This window comes from Pseudomonas lurida, from assembly GCF_002563895.1.
Classification (GTDB): domain Bacteria; phylum Pseudomonadota; class Gammaproteobacteria; order Pseudomonadales; family Pseudomonadaceae; genus Aquipseudomonas; species Aquipseudomonas lurida.
In genome coordinates, this window is the sequence record NZ_PDJB01000001.1 from 2,622,039 (window position 1) to 2,645,433 (window position 23,395).

Here is a 23,395-nt window from a genome sequence, read left to right on the forward strand (position 1 = left end):
GTGATACCGTGCGCAGTAAGGCAATTTAATGGCCCCCCTGTCACCCAATTCTCGCCAGAATCACTTTTATTTTCAGGTGGTTAGGTGGGGATGCAAATGCGCACTGTTGGAATCATGCTGATCGCCTGCTCCCTGGCCGGCGGCGCGGCTGCCGTGCAGGCACGGGAGCTGCGCGAGGGTGACAAGTACATGTGCAGTTGGGGCGCCGGTACGGCCGCCAGGGCCCAGGAGCTCAAGTTGTCGGGTGTGTCGCTGTACGCGGCGCGGCAGAAGATCCAGACGATGAAATTCAACAAATCGTGGATGCGCATGATGGCCATGGGCATCACCGAACAAACCTACGACAGCCGTTCACGGCTCAAGCCCGAGGCGATTCGCCAGGGCTTCTACCAGGATTGCGTGCGTTACAAAGTCGCGCGTAAATGATCGCCTAGCGCGACAGCGGTGAGCTGGCATCTTCCTGGAAGTACACCTTCGCCGTTTCAATAAATCGTCGATTGGCCTGGGACAGGTACTCGCTCGCACGCCAGCACAGGTTGAAGTGCATGAACTGTGCAGGCTCGAAAGACACGCCTGCGAGCCCGGGCTCCTGTTCCTGCACCGAGCGCAGCAGGGTTGATAGGCCCATCCCGTTGCGGGTGGCCGTAATCACCAGTGGGACGAAATTGCTCTCTAGGGCGATGGTGAACCGCACGCGTGCGCTGTTGCAGAAGGCATCCAGCAGATGGCGCTGCAGGAAGGTATTGTCGAATACCAGCATGGGCTCGTCCTGCAGCCGCGCAGCCGGGATGGAAGACGCGCCCGCCAGCGGGTGCTGCTCCTGCATGCATAGCACCATTTCATCGCTGCCCAGCAGCACCGACTCCCAGTCCGGGTCCACACGCCGTGACTCCAGCAACGCGACGTCGATGTCCCGTGTCGCCAGGCGCTCACTGATGTCATCGGCACTGCCTTCCACTACATGCATGGCGATACCGGGGTAGCGCGCGCGAAATTGCATCAACAGTTCCGGAATATGGCGGATGCCATACATGGGCGGTACGCCGACGCGTATCTCGCCGCTATGCAGTTGGGTCAGGTCTTGCAACTCACGGCGAGCGCCGGCCAAGCCTTGCAGGCAGGCTTCGGCACGTGCCAGGAACAACTGGCCTTCGGCTGTCACGCTGATCTGCCGCGTGGCACGGTTGAACAAGGCGACGCCCAACTCATCCTCCAACCGGCTCACCGCCATGCTCAGCGCCGGTTGTGCCACGTGTAGCGCTTGGGCCGCCTTGGTGAAGCTGCCTTGGCGGGCAATCTCGACGCAGTACTCCAACGCTTTGAGGTTCATAAGGCTCGCATAACAAAGTGTGATGGATGGCTTAACAAATAGATATTTTCTGTGATGAAGGCAAGTCTATAACCTGTCGGCATTCTTCTCCATGCCGAGTGCCAGACAATGCTCAACCTTCGCCCATACTGGCTCCTCACCCTGATTGTCGGCGCGTTGGGCGGCAGCCTCGCCAGTTGGGCGGGGTGGCCGTTGCCCTGGGTGATCGGCTCGCTGGTGGCCGTGATGCTCACGCGCTGCGCCGGCGGCCTGGTGCCGGAAATTCCCCATGGCCGTCAAGCCGGGCAACTCATCGTGGCGGTCGCCATCGGCTGTCATTTCACGTTGCCGGTGATGCAGCAGGTGGTGGCTCATTTGGGGTTGATCGTCACGGCCGTGATGCTGACGCTGGTGCTGGCGTTGTGCTCGGTGTTGATCCTGCATCGCTGGGGCGTGACCTTCGGCACGGCGTTCTTTGCCTTGATGCCCGCCAACTCCAGCGAGATGGTCCACCTAGGGCGCCAACGCCAGGCGGATACCAGCTTTATCGCCGCCGCCCATAGTCTGCGCCTGCTGCTGATCTTGTTGACGGTGCCCGCAGTTGCCACGTTCGGCCTGCCGGCTGTGACCGCGCATGCGCCGATGCCGGTGATCTGGCCGTGGCTGATCTTCATTCTGGCAATGAGCTGGCTGGCGGCCCTCGGTTTCAAGCAGTGCAAGCTGCCCAACCCGTGGACGTTCGGGCCGTTCCTGATCTGCGCGGTGGGGGTGGGCTGCAATCAGTTGTCGATGAGCATGCCGGGGTGGCTCAGTGGTAGCGGGCAGTTGCTGATCGGCTGTGCCTTGGGCGTTGCCTTTGACCGCAGTTTCATGCGCCGCGCACCGGGGTTGCTGGCCAAGGTGATGCTGTTATTGACTGCTTCGGTGGTCACCACCGCGCTGGCTGCCTGGGCACTCGGTACGGGGTTAGGCATGCCATGGCTGTCGCTGGCCCTGGGCATGATGCCCGGCAGTGCGCCGGAAATGAGCCTGACCGCCGAGGCCCTGGGCCTGGCCGTCACCCTGGTGACGGCGATGCAGGTGATCCGCATGCTGCTGATCCAGGCGGCTTGCCTGCCGCTGTTTCGCCTGCTGGATCGGGCCCCGCAGGTGCAAGCACCGGCCAGTGCAAATTCTGCGTAAGCCTGTCCAACTTAGCGGCGACAGCCCTGGCCATACTGGCGCCAGGTAAATGAAGAGGCACAGGCCATGACTGAATACGTATTCACCCCCGCGCCAACCCCATCCCTCGCTGTGCAGGACAGCGCTGCACGCTTCCCGCTGCGCCGTGTGTTCTGCGTGGGCCGTAACTACAGCGAACATGCGCGTGAGATGGGACATGACCCGGACCGTGAACCGCCATTCTTCTTTATGAAGCCCGCGGACGCAGTGGTTCCGGCCGAAGGCGTGATCGCCTATCCACCGTTGACCGCCGACCTGCACCATGAAGTGGAACTGGTGGTGGCCATCGGCAAGGATGGCGTGGATATCCGTCCGGAACAGGCGTTTTCGCACATCTGGGGGTATGGCGTTGGCATCGACCTGACACGCCGCGACCTGCAAGCCCAGGCGAAAAAGCTTTCGCGTCCGTGGGAATGGGCCAAGGCCTTTGATGAATCCGCGCCAAGCACCGCATTGCATCCGGTGAGCGCGGTGGGGCATCCGTCCAGCGGTCGAATCTGGCTCAAGGTCAATGGCGAACAGCGCCAGGTGGGCGACTTGGCCGACCAGATCTGGTCTGTCAGCGAGGTGATCAGCCATGCCTCCCGATCCGTCGCACTGAAGGCCGGCGACCTGATCTTCACCGGCACGCCCGCAGGCGTCGGGGCTCTGCAGCCGGGCGATGTGGTCACTGCCGGTATCGACGGGCTGGGTGAGTTGCGTTTCACCCTCGGCCAGGGTTGAGGCTAAAGTGGTGCCCAGGCCACCCGAGAGACCGTTATGCCAGGCACCCGCGTCACCACCTACGGCATGGAACAGCGCAGCGACCGCCCCGACTTCTACATCCGCGACAAGCGCGGGCGGGCGGCGCTGACCAGCCCGCATCGCCATGAGTATTTCCAGATCCAGATCAACCTTGGCGGCGACACCGTGCAGCATATCGGCGGGGCAGTGCGTCCATTCCCGCACAAGGCCCTGGCGTTCATCCTGCCCCATCGGCTGCACGTGATTCCTCATCCCGAGGGTGGCGAGTTCATGTTGATCAATTTCAGCCAGGCGTTTTTCCTGCCGCAGCTGACCTGCGATCCATTGGACCTCGAAGATGTTCCCATCGGGCAGGCCCCCGAGCTGTCGCCGTTTCGCTTCCAGGAACAGTTGGATTTCATCCTCGACGACGCGGCGTTTGACCAGGTGAAAACCTGGCTCACGCATATGCGCGAGCTGGATGCCCACCGTACCTTCGGCGCCCGTGAACGCCTCAAGGGCTACCTGTTTCAACTGATCGGCCTGGTCTGCGAACAGTACGCCGAGCCCCTGCAAGCCTATGCCGCCAACAATGCCACCCGGCGTGGGCGCAAGGATGCGTTGGCGCGTGTGCAGGGGTACATCCGCGAGCATCTGCACGAGCCGAGCCTCAGCCTTACCGACACGGCGGCCGCCGCGTTCCTTTCACCCAACTACCTTACCCACCTGTTGCGCAAGGAAACCGGCAAACCCTTTTCCCACTTGGTGCTCGACCGTCGCATGCAGCTGGCGCGCACCTTGTTGCTCAACAGTGCGCAGATGGTTGGGGCCATCGCACACCGCTGTGGGTTTACCGATGAGGCGTACTTTTCCCGCTGTTTTCGCAAGGCCCATGGCTTGGCGCCGGGGCAATTTCGTCGCCAGCAGCATGGCGAGGCTGTGTAGGGCGCTTTACAAATCCACGACATTTACAGTGTTTCTATTTGCATACAATTGCGTCCTTCATGAGGGAGGCCAATATGCAAACGCTCATCAGCGCGGCGACGCAGGACGATGTCGATACGCTGTTCAATATCCGCACTCGCGTGGTGCAAAACCACTTGAGTGTCGAGCAGATGGCCCAGCTGGACATCACGCCGCAGGTGCTGGCCGACAGCATCCGCGAAGCGCCCTGTGCATGGGTCGCCGAAGTGGATGGCCAGCCGGTCGCCTTCAGCATGGTCGACCTGGCCACGGGCGAGGTGTTTGCGATGTTTGTGTTACCGACCCACGAGAATCTGGGGCTGGGCCGCCAACTCATGGCGGTGGCCGAAACTGCGCTGTTTGAACGCCATGCCACACTCTTCCTGGTGACGGATGGGCGTGACGAAATCCGTGCCAACGGATTCTACCAACGCCTTGGCTGGACGGTGACGGGGTCGGTCGAGGGCGACGACGTACGTTACGAGAAGAGCAGGGCGCAGTAAGGTCATGCGCCCCTCCGAGCCGTCATCGTCCAACAGTTTGCGCTACTTCGTGCTTGGAGTGCTCTGCGTCGCGGTCGTGCTCGGGGTCTATTTTGTGCGGCTGAACGCTCAGGTGGACCGCGCGCGGGAAGCCGCCAACGAGCGTTTGACGCTGTGCCGACACGTGGAAAGTGTGGCGCGTTCGGTGCAGCCCGATAACCCTGAAACCCGAGATACTTGCGTGCGGTTGAACAGGCGTCTACCGAATAGTGTGACGCCGCCTTAATCCAATAACCCTTTCTTATACGTGGAAATAGGGGCGGTAGTTGCACCAAAAAGTGGCACTTATATACTTCGCTACCTTAAAAAATGTGTGGTTATTTAATGACTTACGACACTTTTAATCCGACGAAAGGATAAAAATAATCTTGTGACAGCTTTTTCCAATCGGTAATATAGCCGGGCGTTCACCTCCCACGGTTTATGCATTTTTAAATCCCAAGTTTCCATCAGCTACTTGGGATTTTTTTTGCCTGTCATTTGACCTTGGCGTCAAACTTCGGCTTCGGTGAACTCCGCACGCATCCGGCCATTGCGTTTGGCCTGGTACAGCAACTTGTCGACGTCTTCGACAAACGCCAGCATCGGGCAATCCTGGGTGACGATCCGGGTGCCGACACCCAGGCTCAGGGTCAGCAGGTTCGATACTGGCGAAAATCCATGCGTGATCTGTTGCTGGCGGATCAAATGCAGGCAGCGTTGTGCCACTTGCCTGGCCGACGCCGCATCGGTTTCCGGTAGCAACCACACGAACTCTTCGCCGCCGATGCGCGCAATGAAATCCCGTGGGCGGTTGGCGGCCTGCGACAAGGTATGCGCGACCTGGCGCAAGCATTCATCGCCCTTGATATGGCCATAGTGGTCGTTGTACTGCTTGAAGAAATCGATATCCAGAATGATCAGCGACAGGGGCAACTGGCTGCGCTGGGCGCTCGCCCATTCGCGTTCGAGCACGGTGTCGAACATGCGCCGGTTGGCGATGCCGGTCAGGCCGTCCTGGTAGGAATACTCCTCGAGTTGCTTTTGCAGGCGCACCAAGTGTTCCTCGGTCTTCTTGCGCTCGCTGATATCGAACATGAAACCGATCAGCGCCTCGACCTCGCCGTCCTTGCGCACCACATGCACCACGTCGCGGATCCACACGTAGTCGCCATCCACGGTCAGCGCCCGGTAGTCGGCCTCGTGATCCACCCCCGCGCGGGACTGCGATACGCAGAAATTCACCACGTATTCGCGATCGTCCGGGTGCATGCGCTCGACCCAATCGTCGACGCTGACCCAGCTTTGCGGGGTCCAGCCGAGCAGCGCTTCGATCTGCGGGCCGATATAGCTGAAGGTCATGGTCTGCCAGTCGATGCGCCATGGGATCGCCTTGGTCGACTCCAGCAAGGTTTTGTACACGTCGCTGTCGGGCTGGCTCGGTGGGTCGATGCTCATGGTGGGTTGCTCAAGATGATGGCCAAATGCCAATAGCGTCTTTTGATCGATGCGCGGAGTCAAGTGCGTACCGCAACAGCAGACGAGAGGTTGTGCGCAGGGTTTTCTGGCGCCAGCGGATCGGCGTTTACGGCGCGAAATGAGGCTTGGCTAACACTTTTTCACGAATGCTCCCATGCCCAGCAAAACCTCATCTACTCTGGTTCCATCTCAACCACCGGGTGGGGCCCAGGGAAGGGGACTGATCATGATTTCAATCGTTGAATTCAATCGCATCATGGCCTCCGGCTTTCTGCCGCTGGCGTGCGATTGCACGCTCAATAGCGATGGCTCGTTGCGCATCAACATTTTCGAGCCGGTCTCCGGTCGGGTCGACCTGCTGCTGACCGGCGTGTCCCCTGAAGGTTTGGACAGCATCCGTTCCATCTCAAACCTGATTGGCGAGTTGCGCACCGAGATCAAGGCCGGGCGCCGTGGGTTTGCAGCGGTGAGCTAGCCGTTGACCGCGTGGGTCGGCGTATCGAGCGCGCCGTAATAGCGCCAGCAGCAATGGCGGTGTTCCGGCAGGATCACGCAGCCGCTGAGGCTGACGATCAGCAGTGCGGCAACCAGCATGTAAAGTCGGCGGTACATGGTGTTTCCTCTTCGGTTGATCAGCGTTAATCCTTCAACGCTGCCACGTGCATAAATCCGTCGCGAAGCTTTCAAACATTTCATCAAGCCTCGCCATCCCTTGGGCAATACTGCCTGCGTTCACTGCCCAGAAATAATTCGCGCTCTCCGCGACGGATTTTGCGCTCCCCAGCGTTCAACCCATCAGCCACCCACACTTTCGCGGATGGCATGAAGGAGTTGCCATGAGACCCCTGGCCAAATTGCGTTTTGCCTTGCTTGCTCCGCTGGCCCTTGCTGCGTTTGCCAGCACCCCGGTGTTTGCCCAGCCCGAAATCATCATCCGCCAGGCGCCACCACCGGAGCGCGTGGAAGTGATCCCCGTTGAGCGTCCGGGCTACGCCTGGGACCGTGGGCACTGGCGCTGGGAAGGGCGCGGCTACGGTTGGGTGCCCGGTCACTGGCAACCGGTGATGCGCAACGCACGCTGGGAGCCCGGCCATTGGGAGGCACACGGCCCCAACTGGTACTGGCGTGAAGGGCATTGGATCCGCTGAACCCTTAGCCGAGAATTGCCCGATTGAAAGACACTGATCCGGACGTTGAACTGCTGGCGCGTATCGGTAACAACGAACCTGCGGCCGTCAACGAAATGGTGACGCGCAAGCTGCCGCGCCTGCTGGCGCTTGCCAGTCGGATCCTGGGGGATGCCGACGAGGCCAGGGACGTGGCCCAGGAAAGCTTCCTGCGTATCTGGCGCCAGGCTGCCAGCTGGCGCAGTGGCGAAGCGCGCTTCGACACCTGGCTGCACCGCGTGGCACTCAACCTGTGCCATGACCGTTTGCGGCGGCGCAAGGAACGTCCGTTGACCGAGGAGGAGGCGCTTGAGCTGGCGGACAGCGCGCCCTCCCCGGATGAGCAGGTGGAAACCGCCGACCGTAGCGCACGCATGGCCGCCGCCCTGGCAGCGCTGCCTGAGCGTCAGCGTGAAGCGATTGTGTTGCAGTACTACCAGGAGCTGTCGAACATCGACGCCGCGGCCCTGATGAATATCAGCGTCGAGGCACTGGAGAGCCTGCTGTCGCGGGCCCGACGCCAGTTGCGCAGCCAACTTGCCGACACACCCGGGCTCGCCCGCCCAGGAAGGGGAAAGTCATGACACCCGAACGATTTGCTTATCTGGCCGAGGCCTATGGCGCCGATGTACAGCGGTGGCCCCCGGCTGAACAAGGCGCGGCCAAGGCGCTGCTGGACAGCGGTAATGCGGTTGCCGGCGAGGCGTTGCAAGCTGCTGCCTGGCTGGATGCACACCTGGACAGCCATCAACCGGTTTTGGCCGACTCGGCATTGGCCAGACAGATCCGTCAGTCTGCACCGCGCCGTGCATCGTTCTGGTCGCGCTACGCCGGTTGGCTTTCACCGGCAGGGCTGGTGGGGGTGGGCATTGCCGGCGTCGTCACCGGTATGCTCGTGGCGTCCATGAGTGTGCCGCTGCCGATGTTGTCGTCCGAGGTGCTGCCCAGCGTCTTCGATCAGGGGGATGCGGAAGTCGTCTTCACCGTCAACGCCGAGGAAACCGAGCAATGACCGCCCAATCCCTGAAACCGTGGTTGCTTGTCTCGGTATTGCTCAATGTGTTTTTGATTGGCGGGGTGGGCGGGGGCCTGTACCACTGGATGGCCAGCGCCCAGCCTGCCGAAACGGTGGTCAACCAGCACGGTTTGCGCCAGGCCATGGTCAAGTTGCCGCCGGCGCGGCGCAGGGAATTGCGTCAACTGTTGCGCCATAACAGCGCTGACAGCCAGCCATTGATCATGGCCGGACGTTCAGCGCGCCTGGGGGTGATCCACCAGTTGGAGGCGCCGACTCTGGATCGAGATGTGCTGGTCGCCGAATTGGCCAAGGCGCGCGAGGCGGATATGGCGCTTCGCGCGTTGGTGGACACCACACTGGCGCAGTTCGCCAGCACCTTGCCTCAGGTCGAGCGGCAGAAACTGGTGGAGGCGTTGTACCTGCGTGGGCAAGGAAAACCTGGCGGAAAACTCAAGGAGCCGGCAGCGGACTCAAGATAACGGGCAAAAAAATCCCGCCGGGGCAGGCGGGATCGGGATTCAGGGTTGCCCGTGAATCAAGCCGGGAACAGTTCGCTCAGCTTCATGGCCAGCATCATGTCGCCTTCGGTGCGCAGCTTGCCGCTCATGAAGGCCTGCATGCCGTCGGTGTCGCCGCTGACGATGCCTTCCATGGTCTCACCGTCGGTCACCAGGGTCACCTGGGCGTCAGGGTTTTCGCCTTCCAGCAGTTCGCAGGTGTTGTTTTTAACCACCAGCGAGAAGTTCTGGGTGTCGTCGATACGGAAACCGAACACCAGGTCCAGGCCGTCAGCGGCGGCTGGGTTGAATTTGGCTTTCATTGCTTCTACAGCTTTGGCTACGTCAGTCATGGTTTCGATCCTTTAAGGTAGAGTCCAGTGACCTTGGGGTCACGGTTGGCCGCAGTTCATCGGAAGGTGATGAGCTGCGGCGCCTTCAACAGTTGCAAGTGGGTATGGCTGTTGAAGGAAGCCAGTGCCACCTCGCGCCCGCGGAATTTCAGCTGGTTGAGCGAGGTGTTAACAATTTGCCAGTTCAGTTCGAAGGCCTGGGCGGCGGGCATTCGGGTAATCAGGTGGAGCAGGGCAGTGATGGTGCCGCCGGAGGTGAACACCGCGATCTTCTGCGTGTTGTCCGCTGCTTCAAGAATACGTTGCAGGCCGCCCTGGACCCGTTCCACGAAGCCCAGCCAGCTTTCCAACCCGGGCGGATCGTAAGTGCCGGCCAGCCAGCGCTCGATGATCAGGGCGAAGATGCGCTGGAATTCACTGCGGTTCTGCGCGGCATTGCGCAGGATTTCCAGGGCTTCGGGTTCAGTCGTGAGCAGGTCGGGGAGCAGGGCGCGGATAATCGCTTCGGCGTCGAATTCGTTGAAGGCGCTGTCGATTTCCACTGCCGGTACCGGCAGGCCGAGGGCACTGTATTGATCGAAGGCGGCGCTGGCGGTGTGCTGCTGGCGGCGCAGGTCGCCGGCCACGCAGCGGTCGAACACCAGGCCCATGTCTGCCAGGTGGCGACCGAGCACTTGCGCCTGCTCCACGCCGACGGGCGACAGGACGTCGTAGTCGTCTGCACCGAAAGAGGCTTGGCCATGTCGAATCAGATAAATGCTGCCCACGTCCGTTTTCCCGGTACGTTGAAAGTCTGGCGAGGTTATGAGGATGCCTTCGAGCTGTCAATGAAAAAACATACGCTTGTTTTAAAAGCTCGTTGGAGCCCGTCGTTGCTGGCCGTTTGATCACTGGCTCGAACGCGATACCGCCGGTATGCTGGGGCAATCCGCGCCTGGCGCACCGCACCTGTAAGGAGAAATATGGATTTTTTGGCCGAATACGCGAGCTTTCTGGCGAAGACCGTCACCCTGGTGGTCGCTATTCTGGTGGTATTGATCAGCTTTGCCGCACTGCGCAGCAAGGGCCGTCGCAAGTCCGCCGGCCAGTTACAGGTCAGCAAACTCAATGATTTCTACAAGGGCCTGCGTGAGCGCCTGGAGTCGAGCCTCCTCGACAAGGACCAGCTCAAGGCCTTGCGCAAGTCCGAAGGCAAGGCCGAAAAGAAGAAGGGCAAGCAGAAGGCCGAGGCCAAGCCACGGGTGTTTGTCCTGGATTTCGACGGCGATATCAAGGCCTCGGCCACCGAGAGCCTGCGTCATGAAATCACTGCAGTGCTGAGCCTGGCCACGCCCAAGGACGAAGTGGTGCTGCGCCTGGAAAGCGGCGGCGGCATGGTTCACAGCTATGGGCTGGCATCATCGCAGCTGGCGCGTATCCGCCAGGCGGGCGTGCCATTGACCGTGTGCATCGACAAGGTTGCGGCCAGCGGCGGCTACATGATGGCGTGCATTGGCGAGAAGATCATCAGCGCCCCGTTTGCCATCCTCGGTTCCATTGGCGTGGTGGCACAGTTGCCCAACGTCAACCGCCTGCTGAAGAAGCACGATATCGACTTCGAAGTGCTGACGGCCGGCGAGTACAAACGCACCCTCACGGTGTTTGGCGAAAACACCGAGAAAGGCCGCGAGAAATTCCAGGAAGACCTGGACATCACTCATCAACTGTTCAAGAACTTCGTGTCGCGCTACCGTCCACAGCTGGCGATTGACGATGTGGCGACCGGAGAAGTGTGGCTGGGTGTTGCAGCCCTCGACAAGCAACTGGTCGATGAGCTGCAAACCAGCGACGAATACCTGGCCACCAAGGCCAAGACTGCCGAGGTGTTCCACTTGCACTATGCCGAGCGCAAGAGCTTGCAGGAGCGCGTAGGCCTGGCGGCCAGCGGCTCGGTAGACCGCGTGCTGCTGACCTGGTGGAGTCGGTTGACCCAGCAACGCTTCTGGTAACCCGACCTCCAGAATGTGGACGGTCCCCTGTGGGGCGGGCGTGCCCGCGAATGCGATGTCTCAGTCAGTGCATCTGTTTCTGACACAGCGCATTCGCGAGCAGGCCCGCTCCCACATTCAGTTCGGTGCCCGCAGGGGGAGTTGTTGCGGGACTGAGGGTATCGGGCTACGCATCAATATCCCCACCACCAACGCCCCCAGCAGCCCCAACAACCCCGCCAACCACAACACACCGCTGAATCCGCCCACAAACGCCTGCCGCGCCAGCGGCTGCACCTGTGCGCGTGCCGCCTCCGGCAATAAACCCATCGCTGCCGGCATATCACCCGCCACCACCCGCGACGCAATGCCTGCCACCTGCGCCTGCCACTGTGTGTCGACACTCGCGCTCAGCAATTGCTCGCTATGGCTGCTCAACAATGCCCCATACACACCAATCGCCAGCATGATCGCGCTGAAACGCATCGTCGTGCTCATGCCCGAGGCCATGCCCGCACGGTCCCGTGGTACGCAGGCCATGATGTTTTTCTGCGTGTCGCCATTGAGCAGGCCGGCCCCCGCACCGGTGACCGCAATCGCCAGGGCAAAGGGCAGGTAGCCGCCGACATTGACCGCCCAGGCGCTCAACAGGTTGCCGCTGCCCACCAAGGTCAAGCCGGTCGTCATCATCGTTGCTGGCGCGAAACGCGCAGCCAACCGTGCGCCGATCCTTGGGCAGATCAACATAGTCAGGGCAAACGGCAACATACCCAGGCCTGAGGCAATCGCGGAGAACCCCAGGCCGTTCTGCAGGTAGAACGGCAACAACGTCATCATCACCTGGGCACAGCCGGCGTAGGCAAACATCCCCAGCAGGGCCCCGATAAAGCGCGGGTGACGGAACAGTTGCAGGTCGACCATGGGCCGCTGTTGCATACGCTCGACGATGGCAAATACGCCGAGTAAAGCCGCGCCGCCGATCAGCCGGGCGTAGGTCAGCGGGTTGTCCCAGCCGATGCGATTGGCCTCGATCAGCCCCCAGATCAGGCACAGCAAGCTGGCGCTGAAGGCCAGGCTGCCCCACGGGTCGAGACGCGCGGACTGGGTATCGCGCGATTCCGGAATCGCGCGCAGCACCAGCGCCATCAGCCCCAGGCCCACCGGCAGGTTGAGATAGAAAATCCAGCGCCAGCCCAGGTACTCGGTGATCAAGCCGCCGAGGGTCGGCGCGGCGGTCATCGCCACGCCCATGCACGCGCCCCAGAAGGCCCACGCTTTTGCGCGTTCGACTTCATCGTGGAAGGTGTGGCCGATGGAGGCGAGCGCCGAGGTCAGTAGCAACGCCGCGCCGACGCCTTTGATGGCGCGCGCGATGTCCAGGAACAGGGCGCTGGGCGCGGCGCCGCAGCCAAGGGATGCGAGGATAAAGATGCCCAGGCCCCAGACCAGGGTCTTCTTGCGTCCGAAACGGTCGGCGATGCTGCCGGCGGGTAATAACAGTGCGGCGAAGGCCAGCATGTAGGCGCTGACGACCCACTCGATATCGGCAAAGTTCGCCCCCAGGTCCCGGGCGATGCTGGGCAATGTCACGGCGACGATGTTGGTGTCGAGCACGATCAGCGAACAAACGCCGGACGCCGTCAACAAGGTATAGCGTGGGCTGACCCGGCTCATCGTTGAATTACCTCACAAGCAATGGTGAAAACACGGTTGACGGACATCGCAAAGGCTCTCTAGTGTTCAAGTACTGTGAGCTTATTCCCGTCCGGCAATGTCTTTGTTAGCCGCCATGAAGTACTTCATTACCTTTGAGCTAATCCTGTCATGGACATCCGCCATTTCCGCTACTTCCTGGCCGTTGCCCGGCAACGCAATTTCACGCGGGCCGCTGAGCAATTGGGCATTGCGCCACCGACCTTGAGCCGCCAGATCCAGGAGATGGAAGCGACGCTGGGCACGCGCCTGTTTGTCCGCCAGCACCGTGAAGTCAGCCTCACCGAAGCCGGTGCCGCCTTGCTGATGGAGGCCGAAGCCACCGTACGCCAGTTCGAGTTCGCCCAGCGCAGTGCCCAGCGCGCCGGGCGCGGCGAGATCGGGCATATCGAGCTGGGCTACGTGGCTTCTGCGGTGTATTCCGGGCTGTTGCAGCGACAAATGCAGGCGTTCAGCCAGGCGTTTCCCGATGTGAGCGTCAATGTGCGCGAATGTGCGATGGCGATGTTGCCTGGCGCGGTGGCGGACGGGCGTGTCGACATCGGCTATATCCGCTCGCCCATGACCCTGCCGGAGGGTGTGGAGGCAGTCCCGCTGGACAGCGAGGGGTTCGTACTGGCGTTGCCCCAGCATTCCTGGCTGCTGGGGCTCAGGGCGATTGGCTGCGAGCACCTGCAGAACGAGACGTTTATCTTGCCGGAACAAATCAGCGGCACCTTGCATGTGGCAGCGCAAGGCGGCTTTGCACCGCGCCTGGGGCCGCAACCGGGTGGGCTGGTGGCGGTGATGGCGTTGGTGTCGCTCGGGCAGGGCGTGGCGGTGGTGCCCGCATCGCTGGTCGGGCACGTGAGTTTACCGGGCGTGGTTTACCGCAGTATCCACGGCAGTGATGCGTCATCGTGGTTGTCGTTGATTCACCGGCGCTTCGAGAAGGCCCCCGTGGTGGCGCGGTACATCCAGCAGGTCAAGGGCTCAGCCGGGGCTGCACGGAATCCGCCAGGCGCGTGAGGATCAGGCGGCACGATACCGTCCCACATGCAGCCCGCAGGGCGCGCTGTACAGGTTTTGTAATAGTTTTGCGTTGTGGGAAGTTTGTGTTTCGGTTGTAGGATTCAAGTCCTTTTGCTGATTCAGGACCTGCATGAACACCCTCTCGGAGCCTCCCAGTCGTCTTTCCCCAAGACAACCGCTGTCGCTGTTCCCACTCAAGCACCCCGTATTCCGATTGCTAACCTTGTCCCGGTCCCTGACCGTGCATTGCCGTGTCCGGTATTCTGAAATCTGTAAAGAGACTCTATAAATGGAATGGTTAGCGGATCCAACGGCCTGGCTCGGCCTGTTGACCTTGATTGTGCTGGAACTGGTGCTTGGCATCGACAACCTGGTGTTTATTGCGATCCTGGCGGACAAACTGCCGCCGGAGCAGCGCGACCGTGCGCGCCTGATCGGTTTGTCTCTGGCATTGCTGATGCGCCTGGGCCTGCTGGCGAGTATTTCCTGGTTGGTGACCCTCACCCAGCCGCTGTTCGAGGTGTTCGACAAGAGCTTCTCGGGCCGTGACCTGATCATGTTGTTCGGTGGTGTGTTCCTGCTGTTCAAGGCCACCATGGAATTGCACGAGCGCCTGGAAGGGCATGTGGCCCAGCGTACGGGCAACGCGGCCTATGCGATGTTCTGGCCGATCGTGGCGCAGATCGTGGTGCTCGACGCGGTGTTCTCCCTCGACGCGGTGATCACCGCCGTGGGCATGGTCGACGAGCTGGCAGTGATGATGATCGCGGTGATCGTGTCCATCGGCCTGATGATCGTGGCGAGCAAGCCGCTGACCCGCTTCGTCAATGCGCACCCGACCGTGATCATGTTGTGCCTGGGTTTCCTGATGATGATCGGTTTTGCCCTGACCGCCGAGGGCCTGGGCTTCCATATTCCGAAGGGCTACCTGTACGCGGCCATTGGTTTCTCGATCCTGATCGAAGTGTTCAACCAGATCGCCCGTTCGCGCCGCAAGAAGTCCGCGCAAGGCGTGTTGCCGGTACGTGAGCGCACCGCCCATGCGGTGATGCGCTTACTGGGTGGCCGCAGCCTGGCGGTGGAAGAGGTGGATGAGGAGGTCGCCGATCTGCTGGGTGAACCGGATGCTGCGCAGGGTCCGCTGTTCGATCGACGTGAGCGCGTGATGATCAGTGGTGTGCTGCAACTGGCCGAGCGGCCGATCCGTACGCTGATGACGCCGCGGGCCAAGGTCGACTACATCGATCTGGCGGACGATCCTGACAGTATTCGCCTCAAACTGATGCATTCGTCCTACTCGCGGCTGCCGTTGATCCGCAACGGTGCTATCGATGAGCCATTGGGCTTTGTGCACAAGAAGGAATTGCTCAAGGAATACCTGGCCGGCAACGTGCCTAACCTGGAGCACCTGGCGCGCCGGGCGATCAATTTGCTGGAGAGCTTTTCGATTCTCAATGCCCTGGAGCAGATGCGCCAGGAGTCGACCCATATCGCGTTCGTGATCAACGAGTTCGGTGATTTCATGGGGGTGTTGAGCATGACCGATATCCTTGAGTCCATCGCGGGTGAGTTGCCGGATGCCAGCGAAATCGAGGGCCCGGATATCGTCGAGGAGGGCGATGGCTTCCGCGCCAATGGCGCCTTGAACCTTAACCTGGTTCGCCAGCGCACCGGCTTCAAGGCGACTGCGACCGAGGACTACCAGACGCTGGCGGGCCTGGTCATGAGCCTGCTCGACCGCCTTCCGGTAGTGGGCGATAGCCTGGAGCATGAGGGCTGGCGCCTGACGGTGGCGGCGGTGGAGGAGCGGCGGGTGACGCAGGTTTGCCTGGCGCCTTTACCCCAGGCGTAACCGCGGCTCGTCCGGCGTACTGCTCGAAGGCGCGTACCAGCGCTTGCTCGCCAAGGCCGGGAAGGGCTTCGAGCAACGCCTGGTGGTGGTAGATCAGCAGCATCGGGATACGGTCGACACGGGGATGCCGTGGCGTGTCGACGCAATCAAGGATCAGGATTTTGACGTGGTCCTTGTAGCCTTGGCTGATTCGCATGAATCGCGGCATCCCATCACTGCATGCGGTGCAGTCATGTGACATGAACACCACAAAGACGGGCTGTACCGTATCCAGTTCGTGCTCAAAAGCGGCTTTGTCAGCAATCACGGCATTGACATAGTTCATCGACATTTCCCTCCAGGACCCTGGCTTACGCTAGGGCGGGAAATCGTCCCGGTCTACTGTCAATCTTCACAGGTCGCCGTCACGCTCCACACGCTCGCGCGCCTTGCGTGCCTGGCTCGCGCATTTCTTGTATTCCAGATTGTCCCTGGAGGCTTTCGCCTGGCGGTAGCCATGATGATTCTGGCTGGTGTAGTTGGTGCTCAAGGCTTCATTGAGCTTGCGCAATTCTTCCTTGCATTCACGGCGATCATTACTGGCCGAGGCATTGCCGGCCACGAGAAGGGAGAGCACTAACAGGGTAACGCCGAATTTCATCAAAGCAGGTTCCTCATCGAATAGTCCTACAGGTGCCACGTAAAAGTTAGATTGAGGCTAGCCCAGCATCCTGATTTTTCCACGGTGCTCTCGCACTGCAACAGTGCGCAGTAACACCCTTGCAGGGCATGCGATTGGGCCTGTCACCGCGGTGTGGGGCCTTGGGTAGCAAAGCGATTGCAGGTAATGGCGCAACGCCTTAAGCCACGTCCACATTTATCCAGCTGATTTCTAAAGACTTTATTCCCATCATATTTTTCTGTTACTGCGTGTGGCACACTTTCTGCTGTCTATTCCGTTGTTACATACTAAGTTCCGGTATAGCGGAATACACAACCCCTGGAGTGCTTGTCATGCATCACCGACCTTCCGTGTTCAAAGCGTGTGTTTTTCTCTTCGCCGCATCGGCTTCCCTCGCCAGCATCGTGCAGGCGGCGGACAGCAAGCTCGATAATGTGCTCAAGCGTGGGCACCTGATCGTGGGTACAGGCAGTACCAATGCGCCGTGGCACTTCCAGGGAGCGGATGGCAAGTTGCAAGGTTTTGATATCGACATCGGCCGCATTGTGGCCAAGGGGTTGTTCAACGACCCAAGCAAGGTCGAGTTCGTGGTGCAGTCGTCCGACGCACGCATTCCCAACCTGTTGACCGACAAGGTCGACATGAGTTGCCAGTTCATCACCGTCACCGCCAGCCGTGCACAACAAGTGGCCTTCACCCTGCCGTACTACCGCGAAGGCGTGGGCCTGCTGTTGCCGAACAACAGCAAGTACAAAGAGATCGAAGACCTGCAGGCTGCCGGCGACGGCGTCACCGTGGCCGTGCTGCAAAACGTCTACGCCGAAGAGTTGGTGCACCAGGCATTGCCCAAGGCCAAGGTCGACCAGTACGACAGCGTGGACCTGATGTACCAGGCGGTGAACTCCGGTCGCGCCGATGCTGCCGCCACCGACCAGTCCTCGGTCAAGTACCTGATGGTGCAGAACCCAGGTCGCTACCGCAGCCCGGCTTACGCCTGGAGCCCGCAAACCTACGCGTGCGCCGTCAAGCGTGGCGACCAGGACTGGCTGAACTTCGTCAATACCGCGCTGCATGAAGCCATGACCGGCGTCGAGTTCCCCACCTACAAAGCCTCGTTCAAGCAATGGTTCGGTGTGGACCTGCCAGAACCCGCGATCGGCTTCCCGGTTGAGTTCAAGTAAATCGAAAACCTGGGGCGTCGCTGATGGCGCCCCAATCAGGTACTGCCGACCATGAACTATCAGTTGAACTTTGCCGCCGTGTGGCGCGACTTCCCCAGCTTGCTGGCGGGGCTCGGCCTGGGCCTTGAGCTGGCGCTGCTGTCGATCGCGATTGGCTGCGTGATCGGCCTGATGATGGCATTTGCCATGCTGTCGAAACACAGGGCATTGCGCGTGCTGGCTTCGGTGTATGTAACGGTGATCCGCAATACACCGATCCTCGTGTTGATCCTGTTGATCTACTTCGCCTTGCCCAGCCTGGGTATTCGCCTGGACAAGATCCCGTCGTTCATCATCACCTTGTCGTTGTACGCCGGTGCCTACCTGACCGAAGTGTTCCGCGCCGGGCTGCTGAATATTCCCAAGGGCTTGCGTGAGGCCGGGTTGGCGATCGGTTTGGGTGAGTGGCGGATCCGGGCCTATATCACGGTGCCAGTGATGCTGCGCAACGTGCTGCCCGCGCTGTCGAACAACTTCATTTCGCTGTTCAAGGACACTTCGCTCGCCGCCGCCATCGCGGTGCCGGAGCTGACTTATTACGCCCGCAAGATCAACGTCGAAAGCTACCGGGTGATTGAAACCTGGCTGGTCACGACGGTGCTCTACGTGGCTGCCTGTTACCTCATTGCCATGCTGCTCCGTTACCTGGAACAGCGTCTGGCGATCCGTCGTTAAGGAAGGTTTCCATGTACGAATCCCCCAGCTGGTTGCATGAGTTGTGGATCGCCCGGGATACCCTCTGGGCGGGCTTCCAGGCCAGTGTGTATGTGTCGGCGCTGGCCATTATCTTTGGCACCTTGATCGGTATCGTGGCGGGGTTGATCCTCACCTACGGCAAGTTCTGGATGCGTGCGCCGTTTCGCCTGTACGTCGACCTGATCCGTGGTACGCCGGTGTTTGTGCTGGTCTTGGCGTGTTTCTACATGCTGCCGGCACTCGGTTGGCAGATCACCGCGTTCCAGGCTGGTGCGGTGGGGTTGACCCTGTTCTGCGGCTCCCACGTCTCGGAGATCGTGCGCGGTGCGTTGCAAGCCATTCCCCGTGGGCAACTGGAAGCGGGCAAGGCGATCGGCCTGACGTTCTATCAGTCCCTGGGCTATGTGCTGTTGCCTCAGGCGCTGCGCCAGATCCTGCCGACCTGGGTCAATTCCTCCACGGAAATCGTCAAGGCCTCGACCTTGCTGTCGGTGATCGGCGTGGCCGAGTTGCTGCTAAGCACCCAGCAAGTGATCGCGCGTACCTTCATGACCCTGGAGTTCTACCTGTTCGCCGGGTTTCTGTTCTTTGTCATCAACTACGCCATCGAGTTATTCGGACGCTACATTGAAAAGCGGGTGGCCTTGCCATGAACCAACCTCAAACCAACCAACCGCTGCTGAACATCCGTGGCCTGCGCAAGCAATACGGCCAGGTGGAAGTGCTCAAGGGCGTCGACTTGTCCATGCAGCGTGGCAACGTGGTGACCCTGATCGGCTCCAGCGGCTCGGGCAAGACCACGCTGTTGCGCTGCGTCAACCTGCTGGAAGAATTCCAGGGGGGGCAGATCACCCTGGATGGCGAGTCCATCGGCTACAGCGAAATCGCCGGCAAGCGCGTGCGTCATCCCGAACGTGTGATTGCCCAGCATCGGGCGATGACTGGCATGGCGTTCCAGCAGTTCAACCTGTTCCCGCATTTGACCGCGTTGCAGAACGTCACCCTCGGCCTGCTCAAGGTCAAGAAGATGGGCAAGGACGAAGCTGTCGCGCTGGCCGAGAAATGGCTGGACCGCGTGGGCCTGCTGGAAAGGCGCAATCATTTTCCCGGCCAGCTTTCCGGCGGCCAGCAGCAACGCGTGGCGATCGCCCGCGCGATTGCCATGAACCCCAGCCTGATGCTGTTCGACGAAGTCACCTCGGCCCTCGACCCGGAGCTGGTGGGCGAAGTACTCAGCGTGATCAAGGGCCTGGCGGAGGAGGGCATGACCATGCTGCTGGTCACCCACGAAATGCGCTTTGCCTATGAAGTCTCGGACAAGATCGTTTTCATGAACCAGGGCCGCATCGAAGAGCAGGGTTCGTCGAAGGACATTTTCGAACGCCCGCAATCGCCGCGCCTGGCGGAATTTCTCAAGAACATTCGTTTTTAATCAGGAGCATCTTTTTATGAGCATCACTCGTTACGGTGCCGGCAGTACTGCTGGCGGTGGCCAGCCTCGTCCTTTCGCCCGCGCCGTGGAAGCGGACGGTTGGTTGTACGTCTCCGGCCAAGTGCCTGCGGTGGACGGCGAAATCATCACCGGTGGGATCATCGAGCAGACCCGCCAGACCATGCGCAATGTGGTGGCGATCCTCGAAGAAGCCGGCTATGAGCTCAAGGATGTGGTGCGTGTCGGCGTATGGCTGGAAGACCCGCGTGACTTCTGGAGTTTCAACAAGGTCTTCGGCGAATACTTCACCCCGGAACACGCCCCGGCACGCGCCTGTGTACAGGCCAACATGATGGTGGACTGCAAGGTCGAGATTGATTGCGTGGCCTACAAGAAAAAGGGCTAAATTGCCCCACTCTTAAGCCCACCAGAGATCAAATGTGGGAGGGGGCCTGCCCCCTCCCGCAGTGGACCTGCGCCAGCCCTACCATTTCGACCGGACCGAAATTGCCATGACCGAAGACACCATCAAACGCCGCGCCAAAGGCCTGGACCGTGCATTCGATATCCTCGACTTCCTCAAGGAAATTGGCCAGCCCCTGCGCCCGAATGATATCGCCAGCGGCATCGGCAGCCCCAAATCCACCGTGTACGAACTGGTTGCGTCCCTGCTTGAGCGGCGCATCCTGGAGACGGTGGGCAAGGACGGTCACGTCTACCTCGGCCGGCAGTTGTATTTTCTGGGCCAGGCACACTTGCGCCATTTCGACCTGACCCGCGAGGCCGACCATGCCTTGCAGGAGATTGTCAGCCAGACCCACGAAACCGCGCAGATGTGCCTGCTCAACGGGCGCAAATACACCGTGGCGTTGATGCGCGAGGGCGAACGGCATTTCCGTATTTCCTCGGACATCGGTGAGAACGCGCCAATCCCGTGGACGGCCTCCGGGCGCCTTCTGCTGGGACACTTGAGTGACCAGCAGATCGTCGACCTGATCGACCACGATGACTTCATCCTGCCGGACGGCCAGCGCTTGCCCCTGGAGACCTTCCTGGCACAGATCCGCCAGGCCACCCTCGACGGTTTCTTCTCCTTCGACAGTGTGGCCGACACCTTTACCCATTGCTTTGCCGCCCCGGTGCGTGACGCCCAAGGTATCAGCATTGCGACCCTGTGCATCGTGGCGCCACGCGCCGATGCCAGCAAGAACTACAACGACTATCGCCGGGTGTTGATCGACAGCGCCAACAACCTGGCCCGGCGCATCAACGAATAGGAGTTTTCCATGTCTGCCATCAACGCCGTTGAAAAAGGCGCCGCCGCCGTCGGTGCCCACCTGGTCCGTGACGTCAGCCTGCCCGCCCTGGTGCTGCACCGCGACGCCTTGGAACACAACATCCGCTGGATGCAGGACTTTGTGAACAAGAGTGGGGCGCAACTGGCGCCCCACGGCAAGACCAGCATGATGCCGGCGCTGTTCCAGCGTCAGGTCGCCGAAGGCGCCTGGGGCATTACCCTGGCCAACGCCGTGCAGACCCGCGCCGCCTACGCCGGTGGCGTACGCCGTGTGTTGATGGCCAATCAGCTGGTGGGCGCGCCGAACATGGCGCTGATCGCCGACCTGTTGGCCGACAAGGAATTCGAGTTCCACTGCATGGTGGATCATCCCGACAACGTCGCCGACCTGGGCCTGTTCTTCGCCGCCCGTGGCCTGCGTCTGAACGTGATGATCGAATACGGCGTGGTCGGCGGCCGTTGCGGTTGCCGCAGCGAGCAGGAAGTGCGCGACCTGGCCAAGGCGATCAAGGCTCAGCCCGCCCTGGCCCTCACCGGTATCGAAGGCTATGAAGGCGTGATCCACGGCGAGCACGCCATCAGCGGCATCCGCGATTTTGCCGCCAGCCTGGTGCGCCTGGCGGTGGACCTGCAGAACAACGGCTCTTTCGACTTGCCCAAGCCTATCGTCACGGCCTCGGGGTCGGCCTGGTATGACCTGATTGCCGAGTCGTTCGAAGAGCAAAATGCCGCCGGCCGTTTCCTGAGTGTGCTGCGCCCGGGCAGCTACGTGGCCCATGATCACGGTATCTACAAAGACGCGCAATGCTGCGTGCTCGACCGCCGCAGCGACCTCAGCGAAGGCCTGCGCCCGGCCCTGGAAGTCTGGGCCCACGTGCAATCGTTGCCGGAGCCGGGTTTTGCCGTGATCGCCCTGGGCAAGCGCGACGTGGCCTACGACGCCGGCCTGCCGGTGCCGCTCAAGCGCTACAAGGCCGGTATATTGCCGGCCGAAGGTGATGACGTGGGCGCGTGCAAGGTCACGGCGGTGATGGACCAGCATGCGTTCATGACCGTGGCGCCGGGGGTGGAATTGCGTATCGGCGACATCATTTCGTTCGGCACTTCGCACCCGTGCCTCACCTTTGACAAGTGGCAGGTCGGATGCCTGGTGGATGAGCAGTTGCAGGTGATCGAGTCCCTGCATACCTGCTTCTGAATCGCGTCGCGTCCATTGCAGGCACGTCCGCTCCCGCCTTTGGAAGGCATTCCAGAGGTGGGAGCGGGCTTGCCCGCGAAGGGGCCATCAGCCACACCAGAGATTAAACGGCATGAACACATCCCCCCGCATCGCCCTGATCGGCGAATGCATGATCGAACTGCAACACCGCGCCGACGGCAGCCTGCACCAGAGCTTCGGCGGTGACACCTTGAACGCGGCGGTCTACTTGCGCCGCGAACTGGGTGGCACCGGCAGCGTCGACTACGTCACCGCCCTGGGCGACGACAGTTTCAGCGATGCCATGTGCCAGCAGTGGACGGATGAAGGCCTGGGCCTGGGCATGGTCCAGCGCCTGGCTGGACGTTTGCCGGGGTTGTACTGCATTCAGACCGACGCCAGCGGCGAGCGCAAATTCCTCTACTGGCGTAACGAAGCCGCCGTACGCGACTGCTTCACCACGCCCGCCGCCGAGCCGATCCTGGCTGCATTGCCGGACTATGACGTGGTGTATTTCAGCGGCATTACGCTGGCGGTGCTGGGTGAGGTCGGCCGCGGTCGGTTGCTGCAAGCCCTGATCGAAACCCGTCGTCGCGGGGGTAAGGTGGTGTTCGACAACAATTACCGGCCGCGTTTGTGGGCGAGTATCGAGGCGGCCCGCGCTGCGTATCACACGGTGTTGGCAGCCGTGGACATTGCCTTGCTGACCGAGGATGACGAGCGCGCATTGTTTGGGTATGCCGACAGTGAGCAGGTGTTTGCGGCGTACCCGAGCATTGAAGAGGTCGTGCTCAAGCGTGGCGCCGATGAATGCTTGATCCGCTGCAATGGCGAGCGCTTTGCCGTGCCGGCGCTGAAGGTGGAAAAGGTGGTGGATACGACAGCGGCGGGGGATTCGTTCAGTGCGGCGTATCTGGCCGCTCGGCTCAAAGGCGGCTCTCCAGAGGACGCCGCTGTGGCCGGGCATTGGCTGGCCAGTCGCGTGATCCAACTGCCGGGGGCGCTGATTCCCAGGGGGTGAATGGCTGCCTGCGGCGGTTTGCGGGCAAGCCCGCTCCCACAGTGGGTTGCATGCTTTGGGTCAAAATGCAGTCAGTT

The 23,395-nt window shown here is 61.1% G+C and carries 28 protein-coding genes and 1 pseudogene; 21 read left to right on the forward strand and 8 right to left on the reverse strand.

The genetic code is table 11. The features are described from left to right. Positions 1–96 precede the first annotated feature (96 nt). Positions 97–426: a hypothetical protein gene (locus tag ATH90_RS11810; protein ID WP_034104451.1), complete on the forward strand. Its 330-nt coding sequence runs from the start codon at positions 97–99 to the stop codon at positions 424–426. Between the two features lie 4 nt (positions 427–430). Here ATH90_RS11810 and ATH90_RS11815 read toward each other — a convergent pair whose 3' ends face one another. Further along, complete coding sequence (locus tag ATH90_RS11815; RefSeq protein ID WP_069023488.1) at positions 431–1,330, reverse strand: LysR family transcriptional regulator; 900 nt, start codon at positions 1,328–1,330, stop codon at positions 431–433. A 108-nt stretch (positions 1,331–1,438) separates the two neighbouring features. Here ATH90_RS11815 and ATH90_RS11820 point away from each other — a divergent pair, with 108 nt between their 5' ends. The 4 genes from ATH90_RS11820 to ATH90_RS11835 all read left to right on the forward strand — a co-directional run bounded on the left by ATH90_RS11820 (position 1,439) and on the right by ATH90_RS11835 (position 4,719). After that, positions 1,439–2,491: an AbrB family transcriptional regulator gene (locus ATH90_RS11820; RefSeq protein ID WP_098466337.1), complete on the forward strand. Its 1,053-nt coding sequence runs from the start codon at positions 1,439–1,441 to the stop codon at positions 2,489–2,491. Between the two features lie 66 nt (positions 2,492–2,557). Further along, complete coding sequence (locus ATH90_RS11825) at positions 2,558–3,253, forward strand: fumarylacetoacetate hydrolase family protein (protein WP_034104458.1); 696 nt, start codon at positions 2,558–2,560, stop codon at positions 3,251–3,253. A gap of 36 nt (positions 3,254–3,289) precedes the next feature. Beyond that, positions 3,290–4,198, forward strand: coding sequence for a helix-turn-helix transcriptional regulator (locus ATH90_RS11830; protein WP_098466338.1), 909 nt, complete (start codon positions 3,290–3,292; stop codon positions 4,196–4,198). Positions 4,199–4,272: 74 nt separating this feature from the next. Further along, entirely contained in the window at positions 4,273–4,719 is a 447-nt protein-coding gene (locus ATH90_RS11835; protein ID WP_098466339.1) for a GNAT family N-acetyltransferase, read from the forward strand. Positions 4,720–5,250: 531 nt separating this feature from the next. Here the strand turns inward: ATH90_RS11835 and ATH90_RS11845 are convergent. Continuing rightward, the gene (locus ATH90_RS11845; RefSeq protein WP_098466340.1) at positions 5,251–6,195 is read right to left on the reverse strand and encodes a GGDEF domain-containing protein; all 945 of its coding nucleotides are present in this window, start codon (positions 6,193–6,195) and stop codon (positions 5,251–5,253) included. A gap of 247 nt (positions 6,196–6,442) precedes the next feature. On the opposite strand from ATH90_RS11845, the gene ATH90_RS11850 reads away from it, so the two are divergent. Further along, positions 6,443–6,691, forward strand: coding sequence for a DUF1652 domain-containing protein (locus ATH90_RS11850; RefSeq protein WP_034104467.1), 249 nt, complete (start codon positions 6,443–6,445; stop codon positions 6,689–6,691). Here the strand turns inward: ATH90_RS11850 and ATH90_RS29360 are convergent. Beyond that, on the reverse strand, positions 6,688–6,828 hold the full coding sequence (locus ATH90_RS29360; protein ID WP_170041114.1) for a hypothetical protein: 141 nt from the start codon (positions 6,826–6,828) through the stop codon (positions 6,688–6,690). The two genes, ATH90_RS11850 and ATH90_RS29360, sit on opposite strands and share 4 nt — an antisense overlap. Before the next feature lie 224 nt (positions 6,829–7,052). Here ATH90_RS29360 and ATH90_RS11855 point away from each other — a divergent pair, with 224 nt between their 5' ends. Genes ATH90_RS11855 through ATH90_RS11870 form a run of 4 tightly spaced genes read left to right on the forward strand, consistent with a single transcriptional unit; the run spans position 7,053 to position 8,879 of the window. Next, positions 7,053–7,364, forward strand: coding sequence for a YXWGXW repeat-containing protein (locus ATH90_RS11855; protein ID WP_034104469.1), 312 nt, complete (start codon positions 7,053–7,055; stop codon positions 7,362–7,364). 23 nt (positions 7,365–7,387) lie between these two features. Continuing rightward, positions 7,388–7,966: an RNA polymerase sigma factor gene (locus ATH90_RS11860; protein WP_098466341.1), complete on the forward strand. Its 579-nt coding sequence runs from the start codon at positions 7,388–7,390 to the stop codon at positions 7,964–7,966. Further along, the gene (locus tag ATH90_RS11865) at positions 7,963–8,394 is read left to right on the forward strand and encodes a hypothetical protein (RefSeq protein ID WP_098466342.1); all 432 of its coding nucleotides are present in this window, start codon (positions 7,963–7,965) and stop codon (positions 8,392–8,394) included. Before ATH90_RS11860 ends, ATH90_RS11865 begins: the two co-directional genes overlap by 4 nt. Then, positions 8,391–8,879, forward strand: coding sequence for a periplasmic heavy metal sensor (locus ATH90_RS11870; RefSeq protein ID WP_098466343.1), 489 nt, complete (start codon positions 8,391–8,393; stop codon positions 8,877–8,879). Before ATH90_RS11865 ends, ATH90_RS11870 begins: the two co-directional genes overlap by 4 nt. Before the next feature lie 56 nt (positions 8,880–8,935). Here ATH90_RS11870 and ATH90_RS11875 read toward each other — a convergent pair whose 3' ends face one another. Together ATH90_RS11875 and ATH90_RS11880 are read right to left on the reverse strand one after the other, a co-directional pair. Continuing rightward, complete coding sequence (locus tag ATH90_RS11875) at positions 8,936–9,250, reverse strand: SCP2 sterol-binding domain-containing protein (protein ID WP_016969749.1); 315 nt, start codon at positions 9,248–9,250, stop codon at positions 8,936–8,938. A gap of 56 nt (positions 9,251–9,306) precedes the next feature. Continuing rightward, a complete protein-coding gene (locus ATH90_RS11880) occupies positions 9,307–10,017 on the reverse strand; it encodes a histidine phosphatase family protein (RefSeq protein WP_034104480.1) in 711 nt (236 codons plus the stop codon). A gap of 195 nt (positions 10,018–10,212) precedes the next feature. Here ATH90_RS11880 and sohB point away from each other — a divergent pair, with 195 nt between their 5' ends. Further along, complete coding sequence (gene sohB, locus ATH90_RS11885) at positions 10,213–11,238, forward strand: protease SohB (RefSeq protein ID WP_034104482.1); 1,026 nt, start codon at positions 10,213–10,215, stop codon at positions 11,236–11,238. A gap of 117 nt (positions 11,239–11,355) precedes the next feature. Here sohB and ATH90_RS11890 read toward each other — a convergent pair whose 3' ends face one another. Continuing rightward, the gene (locus tag ATH90_RS11890) at positions 11,356–12,891 is read right to left on the reverse strand and encodes an MFS transporter (protein WP_098466344.1); all 1,536 of its coding nucleotides are present in this window, start codon (positions 12,889–12,891) and stop codon (positions 11,356–11,358) included. Positions 12,892–13,041: 150 nt separating this feature from the next. On the opposite strand from ATH90_RS11890, the gene ATH90_RS11895 reads away from it, so the two are divergent. Both ATH90_RS11895 and ATH90_RS11900 read left to right on the forward strand, forming a co-directional pair. After that, positions 13,042–13,938: a LysR family transcriptional regulator gene (locus tag ATH90_RS11895; RefSeq protein ID WP_098466345.1), complete on the forward strand. Its 897-nt coding sequence runs from the start codon at positions 13,042–13,044 to the stop codon at positions 13,936–13,938. 292 nt (positions 13,939–14,230) lie between these two features. Then, entirely contained in the window at positions 14,231–15,793 is a 1,563-nt protein-coding gene (locus tag ATH90_RS11900) for a TerC family protein (protein ID WP_034104489.1), read from the forward strand. A gap of 106 nt (positions 15,794–15,899) precedes the next feature. On the opposite strand, the pseudogene ATH90_RS11905 reads toward ATH90_RS11900, so the two are convergent. Both ATH90_RS11905 and ATH90_RS11910 read right to left on the reverse strand, forming a co-directional pair. After that, positions 15,900–16,124: pseudogene (locus tag ATH90_RS11905) on the reverse strand (thioredoxin domain-containing protein); the annotation flags it as partial. A 60-nt stretch (positions 16,125–16,184) separates the two neighbouring features. Beyond that, the gene (locus ATH90_RS11910) at positions 16,185–16,433 is read right to left on the reverse strand and encodes a hypothetical protein (RefSeq protein ID WP_069023461.1); all 249 of its coding nucleotides are present in this window, start codon (positions 16,431–16,433) and stop codon (positions 16,185–16,187) included. Between the two features lie 353 nt (positions 16,434–16,786). On the opposite strand from ATH90_RS11910, the gene ATH90_RS11915 reads away from it, so the two are divergent. The 8 genes from ATH90_RS11915 to ATH90_RS11950 all read left to right on the forward strand — a co-directional run bounded on the left by ATH90_RS11915 (position 16,787) and on the right by ATH90_RS11950 (position 23,318). Then, positions 16,787–17,635, forward strand: a complete 849-nt coding sequence (locus tag ATH90_RS11915; RefSeq protein ID WP_034104495.1) for a transporter substrate-binding domain-containing protein — start codon at positions 16,787–16,789, stop codon at positions 17,633–17,635. A gap of 51 nt (positions 17,636–17,686) precedes the next feature. After that, on the forward strand, positions 17,687–18,349 hold the full coding sequence (locus ATH90_RS11920; protein ID WP_034104497.1) for an amino acid ABC transporter permease: 663 nt from the start codon (positions 17,687–17,689) through the stop codon (positions 18,347–18,349). An 11-nt stretch (positions 18,350–18,360) separates the two neighbouring features. Next, positions 18,361–19,023 (forward strand): amino acid ABC transporter permease, encoded by a 663-nt coding sequence (locus tag ATH90_RS11925; RefSeq protein ID WP_025857548.1) that lies wholly within the window; start codon positions 18,361–18,363, stop codon positions 19,021–19,023. Continuing rightward, on the forward strand, positions 19,020–19,802 hold the full coding sequence (locus ATH90_RS11930) for an amino acid ABC transporter ATP-binding protein (protein WP_034104500.1): 783 nt from the start codon (positions 19,020–19,022) through the stop codon (positions 19,800–19,802). Before ATH90_RS11925 ends, ATH90_RS11930 begins: the two co-directional genes overlap by 4 nt. 16 nt (positions 19,803–19,818) lie before the next feature. Further along, positions 19,819–20,208: a RidA family protein gene (locus ATH90_RS11935; RefSeq protein WP_010210958.1), complete on the forward strand. Its 390-nt coding sequence runs from the start codon at positions 19,819–19,821 to the stop codon at positions 20,206–20,208. 106 nt (positions 20,209–20,314) lie between these two features. Then, entirely contained in the window at positions 20,315–21,079 is a 765-nt protein-coding gene (locus ATH90_RS11940) for an IclR family transcriptional regulator (RefSeq protein ID WP_034104792.1), read from the forward strand. Between the two features lie 9 nt (positions 21,080–21,088). Continuing rightward, the gene (locus ATH90_RS11945) at positions 21,089–22,297 is read left to right on the forward strand and encodes an amino acid deaminase (protein ID WP_098466346.1); all 1,209 of its coding nucleotides are present in this window, start codon (positions 21,089–21,091) and stop codon (positions 22,295–22,297) included. 112 nt (positions 22,298–22,409) lie between these two features. Then, a complete protein-coding gene (locus tag ATH90_RS11950) occupies positions 22,410–23,318 on the forward strand; it encodes a sugar kinase (protein ID WP_034104504.1) in 909 nt (302 codons plus the stop codon). Positions 23,319–23,395: the final 77 nt, after the last annotated feature.

Excerpts from the sequence above, each read along its gene's own strand:
- ATH90_RS11950 (WP_034104504.1), top strand. The coding sequence starts at position 22,410 with ATGAACACATCCCCCCGCATCGCCCTGATCGGCGAATGCATGATCGAA.
- ATH90_RS11920 (WP_034104497.1), top strand. The coding sequence starts at position 17,687 with ATGAACTATCAGTTGAACTTTGCCGCCGTGTGGCGCGACTTCCCCAGC.
- ATH90_RS11810 (WP_034104451.1), top strand. The coding sequence starts at position 97 with ATGCGCACTGTTGGAATCATGCTGATCGCCTGCTCCCTGGCCGGCGGC.
- ATH90_RS11930 (WP_034104500.1), top strand. The coding sequence starts at position 19,020 with ATGAACCAACCTCAAACCAACCAACCGCTGCTGAACATCCGTGGCCTG.
- ATH90_RS11830 (WP_098466338.1), top strand. The coding sequence starts at position 3,290 with ATGCCAGGCACCCGCGTCACCACCTACGGCATGGAACAGCGCAGCGAC.
- ATH90_RS11935 (WP_010210958.1), top strand. The coding sequence starts at position 19,819 with ATGAGCATCACTCGTTACGGTGCCGGCAGTACTGCTGGCGGTGGCCAG.
- ATH90_RS11945 (WP_098466346.1), top strand. The coding sequence starts at position 21,089 with ATGTCTGCCATCAACGCCGTTGAAAAAGGCGCCGCCGCCGTCGGTGCC.
- ATH90_RS11855 (WP_034104469.1), top strand. The coding sequence starts at position 7,053 with ATGAGACCCCTGGCCAAATTGCGTTTTGCCTTGCTTGCTCCGCTGGCC.
- ATH90_RS11850 (WP_034104467.1), top strand. The coding sequence starts at position 6,443 with ATGATTTCAATCGTTGAATTCAATCGCATCATGGCCTCCGGCTTTCTG.
- ATH90_RS11890 (WP_098466344.1), bottom strand. The coding sequence starts at position 12,891 with ATGAGCCGGGTCAGCCCACGCTATACCTTGTTGACGGCGTCCGGCGTT.
- ATH90_RS11835 (WP_098466339.1), top strand. The coding sequence starts at position 4,273 with ATGCAAACGCTCATCAGCGCGGCGACGCAGGACGATGTCGATACGCTG.
- ATH90_RS11925 (WP_025857548.1), top strand. The coding sequence starts at position 18,361 with ATGTACGAATCCCCCAGCTGGTTGCATGAGTTGTGGATCGCCCGGGAT.
- ATH90_RS11820 (WP_098466337.1), top strand. The coding sequence starts at position 1,439 with ATGCTCAACCTTCGCCCATACTGGCTCCTCACCCTGATTGTCGGCGCG.
- ATH90_RS29360 (WP_170041114.1), bottom strand. The coding sequence starts at position 6,828 with ATGTACCGCCGACTTTACATGCTGGTTGCCGCACTGCTGATCGTCAGC.
- ATH90_RS11900 (WP_034104489.1), top strand. The coding sequence starts at position 14,231 with ATGGAATGGTTAGCGGATCCAACGGCCTGGCTCGGCCTGTTGACCTTG.
- sohB (WP_034104482.1), top strand. The coding sequence starts at position 10,213 with ATGGATTTTTTGGCCGAATACGCGAGCTTTCTGGCGAAGACCGTCACC.
- ATH90_RS11940 (WP_034104792.1), top strand. The coding sequence starts at position 20,315 with ATGACCGAAGACACCATCAAACGCCGCGCCAAAGGCCTGGACCGTGCA.
- ATH90_RS11825 (WP_034104458.1), top strand. The coding sequence starts at position 2,558 with ATGACTGAATACGTATTCACCCCCGCGCCAACCCCATCCCTCGCTGTG.
- ATH90_RS11870 (WP_098466343.1), top strand. The coding sequence starts at position 8,391 with ATGACCGCCCAATCCCTGAAACCGTGGTTGCTTGTCTCGGTATTGCTC.
- ATH90_RS11815 (WP_069023488.1), bottom strand. The coding sequence starts at position 1,330 with ATGAACCTCAAAGCGTTGGAGTACTGCGTCGAGATTGCCCGCCAAGGC.
- ATH90_RS11875 (WP_016969749.1), bottom strand. The coding sequence starts at position 9,250 with ATGACTGACGTAGCCAAAGCTGTAGAAGCAATGAAAGCCAAATTCAAC.
- ATH90_RS11895 (WP_098466345.1), top strand. The coding sequence starts at position 13,042 with ATGGACATCCGCCATTTCCGCTACTTCCTGGCCGTTGCCCGGCAACGC.
- ATH90_RS11865 (WP_098466342.1), top strand. The coding sequence starts at position 7,963 with ATGACACCCGAACGATTTGCTTATCTGGCCGAGGCCTATGGCGCCGAT.
- ATH90_RS11915 (WP_034104495.1), top strand. The coding sequence starts at position 16,787 with ATGCATCACCGACCTTCCGTGTTCAAAGCGTGTGTTTTTCTCTTCGCC.
- ATH90_RS11910 (WP_069023461.1), bottom strand. The coding sequence starts at position 16,433 with ATGAAATTCGGCGTTACCCTGTTAGTGCTCTCCCTTCTCGTGGCCGGC.
- ATH90_RS11845 (WP_098466340.1), bottom strand. The coding sequence starts at position 6,195 with ATGAGCATCGACCCACCGAGCCAGCCCGACAGCGACGTGTACAAAACC.